General features: G+C 52.6%; 15 protein-coding genes. 13 read left to right on the forward strand and 2 right to left on the reverse strand.

What is annotated here, in order from left to right; genetic code table 11:
* Positions 1-59 precede the first annotated feature (59 nt).
* Positions 60-716: a metallophosphoesterase gene (locus ACP5PX_RS01130; RefSeq protein WP_428083131.1), complete on the forward strand. Its 657-nt coding sequence runs from the start codon at positions 60-62 to the stop codon at positions 714-716.
* Between the two features lie 223 nt (positions 717-939).
* Here the strand turns inward: ACP5PX_RS01130 and ACP5PX_RS01135 are convergent, their stop codons facing one another.
* Positions 940-1773, reverse strand: a complete 834-nt coding sequence (locus tag ACP5PX_RS01135; protein ID WP_428083133.1) for a class I SAM-dependent methyltransferase — start codon at positions 1771-1773, stop codon at positions 940-942.
* Positions 1774-2030: 257 nt separating this feature from the next.
* Here ACP5PX_RS01135 and ACP5PX_RS01140 point away from each other — a divergent pair, with 257 nt between their 5' ends.
* The 8 genes from ACP5PX_RS01140 (at position 2031) to ACP5PX_RS01175 (ending at position 9891) form a co-directional block, all read left to right on the forward strand.
* Positions 2031-4118 (forward strand): ATPase, T2SS/T4P/T4SS family, encoded by a 2088-nt coding sequence (locus tag ACP5PX_RS01140; RefSeq protein ID WP_428083135.1) that lies wholly within the window; start codon positions 2031-2033, stop codon positions 4116-4118.
* Positions 4091-6073, forward strand: a complete 1983-nt coding sequence (locus ACP5PX_RS01145) for a hypothetical protein (protein ID WP_428083137.1) — start codon at positions 4091-4093, stop codon at positions 6071-6073. The genes ACP5PX_RS01140 and ACP5PX_RS01145 overlap by 28 nt, the downstream gene beginning before the upstream one ends.
* Positions 6074-6511 carry a hypothetical protein gene (locus ACP5PX_RS01150; protein WP_428083139.1) on the forward strand — a complete coding sequence of 146 codons (438 nt, stop codon included), beginning with the start codon at positions 6074-6076 and terminating at the stop codon, positions 6509-6511.
* Between the two features lie 6 nt (positions 6512-6517).
* Positions 6518-6880: a hypothetical protein gene (locus ACP5PX_RS01155; protein WP_428083141.1), complete on the forward strand. Its 363-nt coding sequence runs from the start codon at positions 6518-6520 to the stop codon at positions 6878-6880.
* Between the two features lie 86 nt (positions 6881-6966).
* The gene (locus tag ACP5PX_RS01160) at positions 6967-7302 is read left to right on the forward strand and encodes a hypothetical protein (protein ID WP_428083143.1); all 336 of its coding nucleotides are present in this window, start codon (positions 6967-6969) and stop codon (positions 7300-7302) included.
* On the forward strand, positions 7290-7811 hold the full coding sequence (locus ACP5PX_RS01165) for a hypothetical protein (RefSeq protein WP_428083145.1): 522 nt from the start codon (positions 7290-7292) through the stop codon (positions 7809-7811). Before ACP5PX_RS01160 ends, ACP5PX_RS01165 begins: the two co-directional genes overlap by 13 nt.
* A 6-nt stretch (positions 7812-7817) precedes the next feature.
* Positions 7818-8495 (forward strand): hypothetical protein, encoded by a 678-nt coding sequence (locus tag ACP5PX_RS01170; protein ID WP_428083147.1) that lies wholly within the window; start codon positions 7818-7820, stop codon positions 8493-8495.
* Positions 8496-8550: 55 nt separating this feature from the next.
* Positions 8551-9891, forward strand: a complete 1341-nt coding sequence (locus tag ACP5PX_RS01175; protein WP_428083149.1) for a glutamine synthetase family protein — start codon at positions 8551-8553, stop codon at positions 9889-9891.
* A gap of 330 nt (positions 9892-10221) precedes the next feature.
* On the opposite strand, the gene ACP5PX_RS01180 is transcribed toward ACP5PX_RS01175, so the two are convergent.
* Entirely contained in the window at positions 10222-11475 is a 1254-nt protein-coding gene (locus ACP5PX_RS01180; RefSeq protein WP_428083206.1) for a Glu/Leu/Phe/Val family dehydrogenase, read from the reverse strand.
* 150 nt (positions 11476-11625) lie between these two features.
* Here ACP5PX_RS01180 and ACP5PX_RS01185 point away from each other — a divergent pair, with 150 nt between their 5' ends.
* The 4 genes from ACP5PX_RS01185 to aroC all read left to right on the forward strand — a co-directional run bounded on the left by ACP5PX_RS01185 (position 11626) and on the right by aroC (position 15714).
* The gene (locus tag ACP5PX_RS01185; protein WP_428083151.1) at positions 11626-12870 is read left to right on the forward strand and encodes a molybdopterin-binding protein; all 1245 of its coding nucleotides are present in this window, start codon (positions 11626-11628) and stop codon (positions 12868-12870) included.
* Entirely contained in the window at positions 12848-13597 is a 750-nt protein-coding gene (gene mobB, locus ACP5PX_RS01190) for a molybdopterin-guanine dinucleotide biosynthesis protein B (RefSeq protein ID WP_428083153.1), read from the forward strand. Before ACP5PX_RS01185 ends, mobB begins: the two co-directional genes overlap by 23 nt.
* Complete coding sequence (moaA, locus tag ACP5PX_RS01195; RefSeq protein ID WP_428083208.1) at positions 13590-14519, forward strand: GTP 3',8-cyclase MoaA; 930 nt, start codon at positions 13590-13592, stop codon at positions 14517-14519. Before mobB ends, moaA begins: the two co-directional genes overlap by 8 nt.
* A gap of 97 nt (positions 14520-14616) precedes the next feature.
* A complete protein-coding gene (gene aroC / locus ACP5PX_RS01200) occupies positions 14617-15714 on the forward strand; it encodes a chorismate synthase (protein WP_428083155.1) in 1098 nt (365 codons plus the stop codon).
* The last annotated feature ends 5 nt before the right edge of the window (positions 15715-15719 follow it).

A 15719-nucleotide genomic window follows, 5' to 3' on the forward strand; every position in this document is an offset into this window, starting at 1 on the left:
CTAAGATTAAGCAAACACTTTTAATATCGGCAACTACTCTCTTACTTTTAGGTGTTTGTATGAAGTTACTGGCAGCAGCTGACTTTCACGGCAACTCAGGTGCTGAAAATAACCTCTCTAAACTGCTTCGAGGTGGGCATGATTGCTTGGTCTTGATCGGAGACCTTACCAATTTTGGCCCGCCGGAAGTGGCAGAGAGCCTGCTGGACTTGGTTAAGGCGCACGGAATCACCTGTTTTTGTGTGCCAGGCAACTGTGATCCTAAGTCGATACTTCAAGTGCTGGATAGGAGGGGTGTGAACCTCCACGGTAGATGCAGTAGACTGGGCGAGTTCAACTTTTTAGGACTGGGCGGTTCTAACCTCACCCCATTTAACACCCCATTTGAGCTTACTGAGGCGGAAATCCAGGAGGAGCTAGCCACGGCCTCTTGCGATACTGTCGGGGAGCTGATTCTGGTGACCCACGCACCGCCCCATGGGACCGAGGTCGATAGGATCAGGGAGGGAACCCACGTGGGAAGCAAGAGCATACGCCAGTTTATCGAGAAAAGACAACCGTTGCTCTCCCTCTGCGCCCACGTTCATGAAGGTCGTGGGGTCGACCAGCTAGGTCGCACGCTTGTCATCAATCCTGGGCCAATGACGAAGGGTTTTGCGGCTGAGATTGAAATTGGCGAAAACAATCAGGTTAACTTTCGGTTGTTAGAGATCTGAGGTAAAAATTTGAAATCAAGGAGAAATTCCACCCACTGTCCTAGATGTGGCTCAGGTAGGTTAAAGTGGGCGTCCGGGCTGCCCCAGCTTTGGTCGGTTTATGACTGTGAGGAATGCGGTTATCGGGGCCCGCTTATCATTGAGAATGGAGAACTGGCCAAGAAAATTAGGAAGCGTTGGCTGAGTAAACGAGGCAAGCAGACGGTCGGTTGAAGATGCCCTTTTATTCCGCAGATTTAAGCTCGAGGTCTAGGGCGATGTGGTAGCATCGGGTGGCGTAAGAACGGATTTTTCTCGCGCCCAGCATTTTTGCCTCAAACCTTTTTTTGGAGGCCTCGGTTTTGACGAAATCTATCGAAGGTCCGAAAATATCAGGTTCCTCTCCATAGTCGTAGAAATGGATTATACCCCCGGTGGGCTTCAGGGCTTTCAGGGCCACATCAAAAAAATTATGGGAAAGCTCGGGTAAGGGCATGAGAACACGATCGGCCTTTCCAGCCAATTCCCTTTCCACAACCTCGCGAGCATCACCGAGGATAGCGATTACTCGATCTCCAACTTTGTTTATCCGGATGTTGGTCTGCATGTATTCAAACGCGTGGGGATTAATGTCGATGGAGTAAATGAGAGCTGCCTTGCCTTGCTTGGCGATGATGATTGAGTAGCTGCCAACCCCGGCGAAAAGGTTCACCACGGTTTCGCCCGGCTTTACCATTTTGGCAATTCGCAGCCTTTCTGTCGCCAGCCTCGGGGAAAAGTAGACCTTTGCCAGATCGACTTTGAAGGCACAGCCAGATTCGCGGTAGATTGTTTCGGTCCTGTTTTCACCGGCGATTACCTCCAGTTCCCGGGTGCGAAACTCACCTTTTACTGGAGAAAGTTGATTAAGCACCACACGCACGTTTTTTTGAACCTCCATTAGAGCTTTACCGATGATGTGTTTTTTAGGAAGCAGGTGTTCGGGTAACTTGACGATAGCGATATCGCCGACCACATCAAATGCCCTTATTAACCTTAGCTCGTCTTCGGAAAGGTAGCCCCTCAATCTTGTGCGCAAATCTTTCGCCATATCTCTCAAAAGCAATTACCTTATGGAGAAAAAGAACTTTTTTAAGCTTGGGAATGAGTGCTTTTTCGATGGAGGCAGCTTTATTTTGTTGTTACTAGATTATTATGGTCGGTATGGAATGCCCAAGTTTGGAAATTAAAGATTCAGGACCGTTAAAGGTAGCCGAGTTTGACTGTCATGGTTGCAATTTTCCCGGGACGCTTAACGAATCAAAGTGTCGTTACTGCGTTTTAAGTCGGTTGCGCATGGAGGCCGAGGTTGACCGGGTCGTACTTCTACAACCTTTGGTGAGAATCTATCACACCCGGGAGCTTTCCCAGCTGGCCAGAACAATCGCGGCGGCAGAACAGCTTGCCTTGGACCGTACCCTTTACGGTGGAAAGGAAGGAGATGCAAAGTGTAAAAAGTGCATAGAAACCCGTATGGCAGCCCTGACCGATGCCTTAGACAAGATAACTTCAGAACCGCATGATCTCAGCCCGCTTGACAACAGCTTGGTTATCTCCAGAATCAAGAGCAGCCCTGATTGCAAAAAGTGCAGTGAGGAAAACTACTTCAAGCTGGTTGATACCGTAAAAGCCACGTTGAAAAGCAACCCCATATTCCGGCGTCTTTCACCGAAAAATTATGACGAGGTTTTTTCCGCTAGAGCTAAGCCTTTTTTCATTGAGGGCTTGTGGAATCCACCACCTCGTGATGCTCGCCTGATTGAAAGCTATGGGCTGTCCGATGGTCGTGGTCGGGTGAATATTTATGAGCAGCGCGACCACCCTGTTCCTTTTTATGAATTGGTCTTGCCTGAGTTTAACCTCCCCGCTGACCAGCTGGAGATGTTGGATTCCGCCTACAGGTTTAAGATTGAGGAGGCACCAGGACATGCCCGGTTTGCCTACTCCACCCGCACCCATTCGTTCGCCGAGGAGTGGTATCACGCGCTACTCCACATGTTGCGGGAGAAGAAAGGTTCGGTTCCCGCCGCCGTTCGCAAGTTGGCGGAGCTAATGGCCAGCTGGTTGACTTACCGTCTCCTTGAGCCTTTTAGCCACGATGACCACATTACCGATATCTTTGTCCCGGCTCCTCCCGAGATACAGCCCATATATGTGGAACATGAGCGCTGGGGGAGGTTAGAGACCGGCATATACTGGACCACACCGGCGCTGCTTGGTTTGGGCGAGACGCTGGCTTCTCGATTGGGAACTTCTTTTGACGAGATCCGGCCCCAACTTGATGCTGAGATACCGGAGCTAGGTATGCGTCTGTTCTTGAGCCGTTATCCTGCCATATGGACACGGAGCGTCGAGATCGCGGTTCGCAAGCGTCGTTCTAGGCCATGGACGCAACCACTCTTTCTGGAACGAGGAACACTTTCGCCCTTAGCAAGTTCCTTTCTGGGCAATGTATTGAGGCTCGGCTCCAGCGCCTTCGTCATCGGGGAAATGGGGACGGCAAAGACCTCCCAAGTTGAGACCTACGTTCCAGAAATAGGTCCGCACAACCGAATAGTGGCCTTTCAGGACACCGAGGAGTTGCACATTGAGGACTTCATTTCCCACGGCTATAAGCTGGCCAACGTAAGGGTTTCGGACCCAGAGCAGCTTGAGCGACAGGTAAATGCCTTTCTCCGGGGCGGTCCCAGTTACTGGCTGATCACCGAAGTTCGGGCGGCCGAGGCGGTGAGAGCAGCGCTAGGTGCCGCTGCGAGGCAGGGTTCTCAGCCAGTGGTGGCGAGCTTTCATGCTAGGAGTAAGATGGAGATGTTTGACCTCATCGTGCATATTATGGGACTGCACCCGGCTACCTTCAAGTATATCGACTTTATCATCAGCACGGCGAGGTTCACCACCCCCAGCGGCACTGTTAGGAGAATCGTTGAGATTTCCGAGGTGCTTAAGGACTGGAAGGATGAGCCGAAATATTCCGAGCTATTTGTCGATGACCGCAAGAGAGATAAGTTGATTCAGTCAAAGCTTCTCAGCGGACCGAAAGGGTTGGTCAAAAAACTGAACTCCAGCGATCTCTCGTCCGTGAACGTAAATGGTGTGGTTAAAGCGGTCAGATTTCTGCCTCCGGAAAAGGGCGGCAGCCAGTTGATACCGAGACTTTGCCGTCGGCTGGCGATTGATGAGGAGGAATTTCTAGCCTCAATTTTGGCCGAGGCAAAGATGAAGTCCGAACTTTTGATGCTGGCTAGGAAATCAGGGGATTCCAGCTATCTTGAGTTGCCCTTCGTAAGCAGGGCCTACAATGCCTACTTCTACCTGCAGAAGCAGAATGCCCCGAACTATTCCAAGGTGCTGGAGGCTTGGCGAGCTTGGCTGAAAAGGACCTAAAACCGCTGCCGGAAAGGTTTCCGGTGCCGAGCGACGTCCGCCAGGCCCTGCAGAGGATTCTCGGGCCGAGGAAGAAAGGATTTTATGAAAAGTTTTGTTTTGCGGCCGGCAGGGTCTTCGGTGTTTTCACGAAAAATTCGAAGCTGAGCCAGAAAACCCTGCGTAATTTGAAAGAGGCCGGGATAAAGGTTGAGCCCAGAGAATGGGCGGCCGGATTGATACTTTCCCTGACAATACCGGCGCTGTTTTCAGTCTTAGTTTGGCTGTGGATTATTCTCTCCGGCGGGGATTTCCTCGGCTCCCTGTACTTGCCAATAGCCGGATTTTTAATTGGAGGAATTCTAATGATGGCCTTCCAGAGCTATCCGGTTTCTGTAGCAGCCCAGCGCCGCGCTGATGCCCAAGCCAAGGCCATCGGGACGGTGATGTTGCTCAGTTTCTCCCTTTATCATCGTCCCGATCTCAGAGGGGCTACCGTGCAGGCGGCCGATATGAGCGAGGGCAAGCTGGCCGAGGACCTTCAGAAAGGATTGTTGGAACTCGAGGAGCGACGGAGATATGATACTGTGCGTCATCTTCTGACGGTGGTGGCCAACGATTGGGGAGAAATAGATGACAGCGTTCGGCAGGCCATTTTCGACCTGCTTAGATCTACTGGGGCAAAGGAGGAGGCGGCAAGGCTGGCCGATGTCGCCAAGGCTCCGGAGCGGGTCTTGGAGGGTGCCGAGGAGCAGCTCACCAACCGCCTCAACCGCCTCATTCTGCCCACGCTGGCCTTTCTTACCTTCAGCTCGCTGGCCATAATCAGCGTTGTGGGTCTGTCCCCGATTTTTGGAGTGATCGGGCTTAACTTCGTCGACCTGAAATTTTTTGCCGCGATAGCGCTGGGTCTGATAGTCGCCTTTCTGGCGTTTACCCAGCTCATGTTGGGCAATCGGCCGGCCACCATCCAGATTCAGAGCCTTCCTGAGGATGATCCGCGTCTACCGCCGCCGGGAAAGTTCACGATATTCGGAAGAAAAATCCCGTTATTAATTATTCCCATAATAGTTTTTGCCGCAGTGGCCTGGCCAGGGGTTTTATATTTGATTGGAGAAAACGGCGGGCCGCTGGGATTTATATCTTTCAGTTTTTCGACCTTCTGGTTCGTCTGGGCCGTAGCCGCGGCCATTGGTGTTTACGCGTATCTTTACGTTTCGGGAAGGACCAAGATACGGGAGGAGGAGAGGCGAAAGCTGGTCGACTGGGGCAACGCGCTGAACACCATTGGCTCGAGAATGCTGGATGGTAAGCCGATGCCCCAGGCGATGGACGAGGCGGCCAACCTGATGGCGGGTTCTCCGTTAGCCGTTGAGCTAAAGGAGGTGAGCCGGAGAATGGGTTATTACGGGATGAACCTCCAAGAGGCTATGTTTGAGCGGCGCTCCGGCAGTCCGTATAACCCGATGATAAAGAGCTTTTTGCAGATCATCTCCCGGATCAGGCGTGACAGTGAGGCAGCGGCGGGCCGGGCCTGCATGATGGCCGCAGAATTTTTGCGGACACTTCACCGCGTTGAACGGCGTTTCCGAGAGAGGATTGATGAGGCAATGGGAAACCTCTGGCTGGTGGCCGCGGTGCTCATACCCGTGGTGTGTGCGATGTCGGTGTGGGTGATGGACTTTATGTCGGGCATGAAGTTCTCAATGGCGGCGCAGGCGGCAACGGCAGGTGTTACCGGGATTCCCTTTCTCATTGGTGTGATGAGTGTTATGGAGATCGCCCTGCTCCGGCTGATCATGGGAATCACCGCGGTGGCGCTGAGCTTTATAATCGCTAGATATATAGCCAACATCAGGGCCGCGGGTGATCAGGTGGAGCTCTGGTCCTCTGTGGCAAAATCAGCCTTGGTTTCGGCAGCTATATTTACCGTCACGAGCTTCTTGCTAACGTTAATAACTGTCGGAGGTGGTTGAGTGGCGAAGGGACTGGATCAGCGTGGCGTTGAGCCTCTGGCGATGAAGCTTTTTGCCGGCATCGTACTCTTGGTCATCGGCTTGGGAATCGGCTATGCAGTTTATACTTGGGCTGGTAGGGAAGCCACCGGGATGCTCTCATTCACAGTTAGCGTTTCGCCCACAAGCGCCACGGTCAGCGCGGGAAGCACGATAACCGTCAGCGTGTCGGTGCAACGCATCGGGCCCTACGATAAGGAAGTGACGCTGTCGGCATCAGGCGTTCCGGAAAACGTTACGGTTAACTTTGCGCCTCCTAGTGGGGTACCAGCATTTGGATCAACGATGACGATTGTGGTCGGAGACTCAGCACAGACGGGAACTACTACGATTACCATCAGGGCAACTGGCACTGATGGCGTCCAGCAGACGGCAAATTTTGAGCTGACGGTGGAGTAGATCTTCATGCCGGCGTTGCGTACCCTTGGCTTAGTTATCCTAAGTGCTTTCGCTGTCGCGGTTGGGATATTCGGTTTCTTTTTAATCCGTGGGTTGGCGGATGAGGGGGTTGCCAGAGAGGCAGCCTTGAAGGTGGCTGAAGCCTGTGGCACGGTGATAGCTACAGGTGGCACGCAGAATGTCAGGGTGAACATCCCGGGAAACTATCACATGAGATTTATTGATAACCGGATTTTCGTCGACGGTTATGGTGTCCCGGAAGACGGCTTTGTGCTGCCATTTTCTGAAGACTCGCCTGAGCTGGGACCCGGTAGCTACGATCTCTCAATTTTCATCAGCGATGGTAGGCTGGTGGTAAGACGGACCTGATAAGGATTTTCAAATCAGTCTTAGCAATCTTGTTGGTGATAGTTTTTCTTTTCCTGCTAGTCTCAGCTTACAGCCAACACCAGAGTATGCTGGCGACAGCAGGTTTGATTGATACCGCGACATCGATTACAAACAACCTAGTCCTTAACCGCTTGGCCCATGTTGAGGGGACTAGGCTACAGGAATATGTCGTCGATGTGGAAAGGATATCATCGCTGGAATTTAGACAAGAAATCGGCGGGGAGAATTACTCTTACCAAATAACAATTTTGTTCAACCCTGAGGCCGGGGTTGTTTTCGGGCCCTTCGGTCCCTCCCCTCCGGATGACAATCCGGTGAGCGCAATCTCAGTGCCGATTACCCTTTATCAAAACGGGCGCTTGGTCTACGCTAAGATGGAGGTTAAAGTGTGGCGGGCCTGAGACGCGGCATAATAACCGAGAGGAAAGGAGTAAGTGATGTTTTATCAATAGCTTTCATGTTTTTGATAGTAGTCTTTGCCGGGGTTCTTTTGCACAGCTATCGTCTTGGGGCGATAGATTCAGCAGTCAGCCGGCAGATGCAGCTGAAAGCCGAGTACCTTTACAGGGCCCTTGAACTATCCCAAGTGGAAAACTACTCACTCAGCTATCTTGCCGCCGTTGCCGAGAACGTGATTGGGGTATCACCCCAAGTAGTCCCAGGAGACTATCTCCGGTCTCGGCTTGATGTTCTTTTGTCTTATTTGCGTCCTTCCGGCTATGGGGTTGTTTTTGAGGTCAGGCACGAGAACTCAGTTTGGGTCCAGATCAGCCCTAGCGACAGTGGACCACCTAGCCCTAACGTGGAGAAGTTTTCCTTTTCAGGAAAGTATACTATTGTGGTCGCAGGCTTGGCTGAAAACAGAGTGGCGCAGGCCGAAGCCACCATAACGCTGTTCAGAAAGGGGTGATAGTGAATGGATGAGTTGGGATCAGCCGAACTGCTGGCGATATTCACGGTCTTTGTAATTCTTTCCAGTCTTGCGGCACTGAATACCTTTGAATCCGGTTACACGCGCCAGATCGAGTTGTTGCAAGAAAGGATGGCGGTTGACACCACTAGGGCCGTGGCTCTTGCTGTTGAAGCGGAACTGAATGATTCCCTTAGATCCGCAGTGGCCGCGGCCATGTTTGAGGCCGGTAAGTTTGCCGGATCAAAGGCAGAGGTGGAGTCACGCTTGCGAAACTACTTTAACCAGCGCATTGCCGCAGGGTGGTCCTACTCCAATTTCGATAATATCTACGTCCCGTTGAGCGATGAAAACTCGTTACAAATTGAGTGGCTACCTGATGGAGGCGTCCGCGTCTACGGCTATCTGGGGGCGAGCTTTAGCCATGTGTCCGGGGCCAAGGCCTTTGGAGTCAAGCTGGATGCTGGCGTTACCCCCCGCTACGGAAGAATGCTTTATCTAGCCAACTTGGCCTACGGCTGGGCACAGAAGGCAGCGGATATCGAGGCATTGGAAAGGGAGCTCAACGAGAACTATGCGGCGGAGATGTTTTCGTTCCACATTTACCGCGAAAACGGTGCCTTGAAGCTGACCATTACGGAGCTGTACGGCGGGCGGGCGATAACCCCGGAAGGCGAGGGCTGAATCTTGTATATTCCGCCGTATAGAATCGCCAGTTATAAATACCGAGGGCAAGGAGATGAGAAGGGTTGAGATATTGACCAAGGACGAGATAATCCAGACGGTGGAAAAGGAAGGCATCAAGTTCATCCAGATGCAGTTCACCGACATTTTGGGCACGGTGAAAAATGTCACCATTCCCGCCACCAAGATCGAAAAGGCGTTGGACGAAGGAGTCTTCTTTGATGGTTCTTCTGTTTTAGGCTATGCCACCATCGAGGAATCTGACATGCGCCTGATGCCGGATCCGGAGACTTTCGTGATCATTCCATGGTTGCAGGACAATCTTAAGACGGCGCGGATGGTCTGCGATGTGTATGACCATGAGGGCAATCCATTTGAAGGAGATCCGCGGGCGGCATTAAAGCGGCAGCTGGAAAGGGCTAGGAAAAAGGGGTGGATTTTTAACACGGCTCCTGAGTACGAGTTCTTTTTCTTGATGTTGGATGAACAGGGGCTGCCCACAACCAGACCTTCAGATTCCGGCGGTTACTTTGACCTCATGCGGGACAGGGGAGACCTCATCAGAAAGGAAATAGTTAACTACCTTAATCTGATGGGATTCGATGTGGAGGCTTCGCATCATGAGGTTGCCCCCGGACAGCATGAGATAGACCTCATGTACACCGATGCCATGACCTCAGCCGATAGGGTGGCCATGATGAAGTACGTCACCAAGAATATTGCCTACCGCCACGGGCTCTACGCCACCTTCATGCCCAAGCCAATTTACGGCGTCAACGGCTCGGGAATGCACGTTCATCAGTCGCTCATGACGCTTGAAGGGAAAAATGTGTTTTACGATCCTAAGGGTCCGTACAAGCTGAGCAAGTATGCGCTTTACTTCATCGGTGGGCTCCTGAAGCACGCCAAGGAAACCTGTGCCATTTTGGCTTCGACGGTTAACTCCTACAAGAGGCTGGTTCCCGGATATGAGGCCCCAGTTTACATTTCTTGGGCGAACAGAAACAGGAGCGCTTACATTCGCGTTCCGGCGGGCAGGGAATCCCACACCCGCATTGAGTTGCGAAACCCTGACCCTGCAGGCAACCCCTACCTCCAGTTCACGGTGATGTTAGCCGCCGGGCTAAAGGGGATCGAGGAGAAGATAGAGCCTCCGGAGCCTGTGGAAAAGGACATCTACCACATGGGCACCGAGGAGCGCGAGGCTTTAGGCATCGAATCGCTTCCGGAGAACTTGGGGCAGGCGCTGGATTATATGCGCCGGAGCCAGCTGGTAATGGATGCGCTGGGTGAGCATCTGTTCAAGCACTTTATCCATGTCAAGGAGAAGGAGTGGGAGAGCTATCGAGCCCACGTGAGCGATTGGGAACACAAATTTTTGTTGCCAGCGCTGTAATCAAAAAATTTAGTATTTTTGATTTTTGGCGCGGGGACGATCGCGAAACTACTCCGCGGCGGCTCGGTTACCCAGCCGCGCTTTCGTTTCGAGATCTTTATCCGACATCCATGCTTCGGTACACACTGCCGTGACCTTATCCACGGCCTCCCCCAGCTGCGCTGAGTTTTTCCGTGGATCCCCCGAACCCGTGGGTTCGAGTTCAGCCTGTTCTGTCGGCTTATCCCCGCAATTTCCATTTAACAAATTTTTAATAATAAATTTTTCGATAATGTTTCAGCGTTTTTTGACGTTGAAAGTCTAGTTTTTGATCAACATTTGTGTTCTAGTTTACGGGAAGAGACCCAGTCTTTCTTGGGCGTCTATTACCCTTTTGACACCGAGGATGTAGGCGCCTGTGGGCAAATCAACTTGGTATTCATTCGCAGTCTTTGAAGCGTCGTGGTAAGCTTTCACCATGTGATTTTCTAGTTTTTGGTTGACCTCGCTTTCGCTCCAGTGCTCTCGGTGGAGGTTTTGTATCCATTCAAAATAGCTGACGGTAACCCCACCTGCGTTGGCCAGGATATCGGGAACGACGAGCACTCCCTGCTCGTGCAATATTTCCCTAGCTTTTGGCGTGCTGGGACCATTCGCGCCCTCAGATATGATTTTTGCCTTGATTTTGCTCGCGTTCGCCTCGGTTATCACGTTTTCCATCGCCGCCGGTACCAGAATATCGCACTCTAGCTGTAGGAGTTCTTCATTGGTAATCTCCTCTCCGCGGCCGAACCCACGCAACTTACCTGTTTTCTCCTTGTGTTTTATCGCGGCTTTGACATCAAATCCCTTCGGATCGTAGATGCCGCAGGTTGAGTCGCTCAAGCCAATTATCTTACAACCCATCTCTTCGAGGACCGCCGCTGCCCACTGGCCGACGTTGCCAAAGCCCTGAACCACGGCCGTTAGTCCTTTCATTTTCAGCCCCAGTTGTTTGGCGGCCTCTCTGGCACAGATGGCCGCACCGCGTCCGGTCGCTTGTTTTCTCCCCTCAGAACCGCCGAGTTCAATCGGCTTTCCGGTGACGACTTCAGGTACCATATAACCCCTGAGCTGGCTGTAAGTGTCCATTATCCAGGCCATCGTTTGGGCATCGGTGTACATATCCGGAGCCGGCACATCTTTGAAGGGGCCGATGTCGTCAAAGATCATGGCAGTATATCTTCTCGTCAATCTTTCAATTTCACCCTTCGACAACTGTTTTGTATCCACAGTTACGCCACCCTTGGCCCCGCCGTAGGGTATATCAACCACGGCGCATTTCCAAGTCATCCACATCGCCAGTGCCTTGACTTCGTCCATGTCGACTTTCGGATGGTATCTTATGCCTCCCTTGAAAGGACCTCTAGCGTGGCAATGCTGGACTCGGTAGCCGGTAAAAACCTTTATTTCCCCGTTGTCCATGCGCACGGGAACGGAGACAATAATTGTTCGGCGTGGGTGTTTTAATCTTATAGTTACACAAGGGTCCAACTTCAATATTTCTTCAATAATTTCCAATTGTTCTACCGCGGCTTTGTATGGGTTTAAATTGCTTGCCGTAATGTCACCCAAAGAGAGTAGCTACAACTATTTATAAGATTTATCAAAAGCACCTAACTGGTATTTTTAGGATTATATTGGGGAAATGTTAATCACAAGTACTTAACCAAAAGCAAGATAATAAGCCCTTGCGTTTAATATTAAGAGGATAACGTGAACGATTTCACCCATGTGGTAACGCTGGAATCGGCCAAGGCAGCGTTGGAAGAAAAATGGCGGCCCAAGCCCCGCGATGTAGTTATTCCGGCCGCTTCCGCAGTTGGTCGGGTTTTGTCAAAGGATATAATTTCCAAAATAGACGTTCCTCCGTTTGACCGGGCGACCTATGATGGCTACGCAGTAAAAGCCTCAGATACCTTTGGTGCTACCGAGCGCTCGCCCATTGAACTTAGGCTGGCGGGAAGGGTTGTGGCGGGAACTTGGCCAAAGATGGTTCTGAGGTCGGGATTCTGTGCTGAGATAACTACGGGGGCACCGCTGCCACGAGGAGCAGATGCAGTGGTAATGTCGGAATACGTTGTGCCGGCGGATGGTTCGGTAACTTGCTACCGAGCTGTATCCCCCGGGGAGAACGTTACCAAGAGGGGCTCCGATATCAGAAAAGGACAGCCGGTGCTCAGGAGATTAAAACGGCTTAATTACCTTGATGTTGCTGTTCTTGCGGCGGCGGGGGTTGATAAAGTCATGGTTAGGGACAGGCCAAGGGTGGCGATTATCTCTACTGGTTCGGAGCTGGTGGAGCCAGGAGCAAGGCTTAGGCCGGGAAAGATCTACGACGTTAATGCGACATCACTCTCGGAGTCGGTGAGGGCCTGCGGTGCCGAACCAATTTTTCTTGGCATTGTGCCTGACAGATTTTCGGCCATCAAAGCCGCGGTAAGTAAAGGAATCAAAGCCACCAACATAGTCCTGATCTCTGGCGGTTCTTCCGTGGGTGTGGGGGACATTACCCCTGGAGCGGTAGCCAGCTTGGGTAAACCGGGCATCATCGTTCATGGTATCGCCATGAAACCGGGTAAACCGACTTTCATTGCCGTGGTCAAAAATAAGCCCGTCTTCGGCCTTCCAGGCTACCCCGTTTCTGCTCTCATGGTATTTGACCAGCTCGTCGCCGATTACCTGCATGAACTCTCAGGAGTCCCGCGGAGCCCGCGGCGTATTGTCCCGGCAAAGCTCGCGTCCAGGATTCTTTCGGCTAAGGGCAGGAAGGAACTCGTCCCGGTCAGACTGGTGAAAAAAAACGGCCAGAATTTTGCCGAGCCGGTTCTTAAGGGATCGGGGGCCATCACTTCTCTCTCAACCGCCGACGGCTACATTGAGGTGCCGCTGGAGCGAGAAATCGTTGACGAGGGCGAGGTTGTTGAGGTGAAGCTTTTTGAAGGGGTCGACCATACCTAGGGCCGTTTCAGTTGTTGGCTTTCATGGCGCGGGAAAGACGAAACTGGTGGTCTCGATTATCAAGGAGCTGGTTAGACGCGGTTACCGAGTGGGCACGGTGAAACACATCCCGGAAAGAAATTTCACCATTGATCAGGCCGGTAAGGATACATGGACGCACGCTAGGGCCGGTGCCGAGCTGGTGGTTTCCCTTGCCCCTGGCGAGTTGGCCAGAATTGAAAAACGTTCGGGAGGGCTAGATGAAATTCTAGGGGGCTTGTCTGGGATCGACTTTGTTATCGTTGAGGGTTTCAAAAGTTTCAGAGGTCTCGCAAGGATAATCGTGGCGAGGAACCGAGCCGAGGTCAACGAACTCGCGGACGAGTTCACCATTGCCTGCGTGGGGTTTAGCTCCTCCTCGATTCCGTCCTTTGATTTCAAGCAGGTTAAAGAGATAGTGGATTTAATCGAGCAAAGGTCCTTTCCACCTCTTCCGGGCATCGACTGTAAACACTGCGGCTTTGAGAGCTGCGAGAAGTTTGCCATCGCTGTAGTTTCCGGTAGGAGACGGTGGGAGGAATGCCAAGCGCTTGCCAGAGAGGTAGTTTTGAAAATAGATGGCAGGCAGATTCCCCTCAAACCATTTGTCCAAGAATTTCTGGCCGGAGCGATTAAGGGGATGGTAAGCTCGCTCAAGGATACCCAAGGCAGAAACATCGAGATAATGGTGATAAATCGTGATGGATAGATACGGGCGTTCAGTCAATGGACTCAGGGTCTCGGTGACCGAGGCCTGCAATTTCAACTGCTTTTACTGCCATCGCGAGGGCTGCCCGGAGAGTTCCCGGGAGATGTCTTCCGAGGAAGTGGGCTGCATAATAGAGATAGCGGCGGGGTTCGGCGTGGAGAAGGTCAAGATTACTGGAGGGGAGCCGCTGCTCCGCCGGGATATAGTTGATATTGTCGCCGCCTCGGTGAAGCCCGGGATAAAAGAGGTTTCCATGACGACCAATGGTGCCCTGCTTTCCGAAAAGGCGCAGGAGCTTGCAGAGGCAGGCCTTAATCGGGTCAACATCAGCCTAGACACCCTTGATGCCGAAAAATTTGCTAGGATTACCCATAACGGGTCATTGGGGAAAGTACTTGACGGGATAGACGCCGCACTTGAGGCCAAGCTTGTTCCCATTAAGTTGAATATGGTGTTGCTCAAGGGAATAAATGAAGATGAGGTCGACCGAATGATTGACTTTGCTGGCAAGCGGGGCATGATACTGCAGCTCATCGAGCTGGTGGACTTGAACGGAGCTGATTTTAGGGAGCATCACCTCGCCCTCGAGGAAATCGAACGTAGCCTTGCCGCCCGAGCCACCGTTGTCAGAACAAGGCGATTGATGCAGTCCCGCAAGAGGTACCTGTTGCCTAATGGAGAGGTTGAGGTGGTGCGCCCGATGCACAACACGAAGTTCTGCGCCCACTGCCATCGGCTACGGCTGACACCCGACGGCTACCTCAAACCGTGTTTAATGAGGAACGACAACTTGGTAGATATTCTGTCGCATGTTCGGGAGGGAGACCTTAATGGGGCAAGGAGGGCGTTTGTCGAGGCGGTGCGGAGGCGGGAACCGTTTTTTAAGAGAACGGAGCGGGAGAGATGTCCGCACGCGCTGTGATCTGCGACGCGGTGGCAGCCTAAGATTTCCGGTTTTGGCGGTCCGGCCATAGGTGGTGATTTATAGATTAAAATCGAGGATTCCACTTGGTGTGGTGATGGGGGGAAATACCTTCGGCAAGATTTTTAAGATAACCACCTTTGGAGAAAGCCATGGGCTGGCGGTTGGGGTGGTGGTCGATGGCGTGCCCGCAGGGATGCCGCTGAGCGAGGCCGATGTCCAGCGTGAACTTGACCGACGGCGCCCTGGTCAATCGATTTTAACAACGCAACGGAAGGAGCGAGATAAAGTGGAAATCCTCTCCGGAGTTTTTAAGGGGAGGACGATAGGCACCCCAATCTGCATGATCGTTCGCAATCTCGACGTTGATTCTCGGCCCTATGAAAAAGTCAGAACAAAGCCGCGCCCGGGCCATGCCGATCTCACCTACTGGTTGAAGTATGGTCATGTTGATTATCGGGGAGGAGGGAGAAGCTCCGCTCGAGAGACGATAGGGAGGGTAGCGGCCGGGGCCGTTGCAAAGAAGCTCTTGGCGGCGTACGGTGTAGAGATCTTGGGCCACACCGTGGAGGCAGCGGGCGTGGCCATCGACCGGCAGCCAACGCTGAAGGAGATTAAAAGGAACGTGGAGAAAAATCCGGTAAGGTGTGCCATACCTGAAAAAGCGGAGATGATGCTAAAGGCGATTTTACAGGCCGCCGCCGAAGGTGACAGTACTGGCGGCGTCGTCGAGGTGCAGGCGCACGGTGTCCCTGCCGGACTAGGTGAGCCTGTGTTTGGGAAGCTGGATGCTGAGATAGCTGCCGCGATGATGTCTATCGGTTCCGTCAAGGCGGTTGTCATCGGGGAGGGAGACAAACTTGCGCGCTTGCGGGGCTCTGAGGCCAACGATGCGATTGTAATTCGAAAAGGAAGGATAGTCACCGCCACCAACCGGGCGGGCGGCGTTCTGGGAGGAATCTCCACCGGGATGCCAATTGTGGTGCGTCTGATGGTTAAGCCCACACCTTCGATATCGAAACCGCAGCGGACCGTTGACTTGGTAAAAATGGAGGAAGCTGAGATCAGTCTCGAGGGGCGCTTTGACCCCAACATCTGTCCGCGGATAGTGCCCGTGGCCGAGGCGATGCTGGCGCTGGTCTTGGCCGACCACATGATCCGCGCTGGAAAAATTAATCCCGACAGATTTGTCTGAGGGAG

This window comes from Hadarchaeum sp. (SeqCode), from assembly GCF_049969415.1.
Taxonomy (GTDB): Archaea; Hadarchaeota; Hadarchaeia; order Hadarchaeales; family Hadarchaeaceae; genus Hadarchaeum.

Excerpts from the sequence above, each read along its gene's own strand:
- ACP5PX_RS01160 (WP_428083143.1), top strand. The coding sequence starts at position 6,967 with ATGCTGGCGACAGCAGGTTTGATTGATACCGCGACATCGATTACAAAC.
- aroC (WP_428083155.1), top strand. The coding sequence starts at position 14,617 with ATGGGGGGAAATACCTTCGGCAAGATTTTTAAGATAACCACCTTTGGA.
- ACP5PX_RS01175 (WP_428083149.1), top strand. The coding sequence starts at position 8,551 with ATGAGAAGGGTTGAGATATTGACCAAGGACGAGATAATCCAGACGGTG.
- moaA (WP_428083208.1), top strand. The coding sequence starts at position 13,590 with ATGGATAGATACGGGCGTTCAGTCAATGGACTCAGGGTCTCGGTGACC.
- ACP5PX_RS01140 (WP_428083135.1), top strand. The coding sequence starts at position 2,031 with ATGGAGGCCGAGGTTGACCGGGTCGTACTTCTACAACCTTTGGTGAGA.
- ACP5PX_RS01170 (WP_428083147.1), top strand. The coding sequence starts at position 7,818 with ATGGATGAGTTGGGATCAGCCGAACTGCTGGCGATATTCACGGTCTTT.
- ACP5PX_RS01155 (WP_428083141.1), top strand. The coding sequence starts at position 6,518 with ATGCCGGCGTTGCGTACCCTTGGCTTAGTTATCCTAAGTGCTTTCGCT.
- ACP5PX_RS01130 (WP_428083131.1), top strand. The coding sequence starts at position 60 with ATGAAGTTACTGGCAGCAGCTGACTTTCACGGCAACTCAGGTGCTGAA.